General features: G+C 73.7%; 1 pseudogene. It reads left to right on the top strand.

The window, feature by feature from the left end:
• Window positions 1-748: pseudogene (locus M529_RS0123955) on the top strand (Ti-type conjugative transfer relaxase TraA); the annotation flags it as partial.

The following is a 748-nucleotide window of genomic DNA, read 5'->3' as shown; positions in this document are numbered from 1 at the left end:
GCCGGCTTGTCCGCACGCTGTCGCGCGAGCGGGCGAAGGATATGGCGTCCGACTATGGCCGCGACCGGGATGCGGAGATTCGTGCTTTCGCCGACCGGCGCGGATTGTCGGGCGAGATCCGATTGCCGGAACGGGCGGAACGCTCGCCGGTGGAGATCCTTGGCCCGCGCGCGGGAACCATGCGCCAGATGGGCGAAGATCCACGCACGGTTCGCGATGCCGGCGACCGCGGCGCTGGCGCGGGACAAGCCGCGGCCGAGCGGCAACCGCGGCGAGGCATGTTCGACGGCTTCCGGCCTGCCCCGCAGCGCCCAGCGCCGGAATCGACGCCGGCAGGCGAGCGCGAGAAGGCGGCCCCCAAGCGCGGCATGTTCGACGGGCTGAAGCTGTCGGCCGCGCCGCTGAAGGGCGCGGAGCGCGCGCCGGTCCCTGCCGATCGCGGCCAGGGCCGCGACTATGCCCGCGCGGTCGAGCGGGCCTCGCGTTCGGCCGAGGCGGTGTTGCAGGCGCGGGCGTCGGGCGCTCCGGTCCTTGAGCATCAAAAGGTCGCGCTCGAGCGCACGACACAGGCGCTGGACCAGATCAGGCCGGGAGCCTCGCGTGACCTCGCATCGGCGATGCAGCGCGATCCCGCCTTGCTGCGCGAGGCGGCGGCGGGGCGCAGCGGCCCGATGATCGAGGCGATGGCCCAGGAGGCGCGCGTGCGGGCCGATCCGAACTTGCGCGCCGATCGGTTCGTGGAACGCTG

The sequence above is a fragment of the Sphingobium ummariense RL-3 genome, from assembly GCF_000447205.1.
In the GTDB taxonomy this organism is placed as follows: domain Bacteria; phylum Pseudomonadota; class Alphaproteobacteria; order Sphingomonadales; family Sphingomonadaceae; genus Sphingobium; species Sphingobium ummariense.
This window is presented reverse-complemented; position numbering and strand designations above follow the sequence as displayed.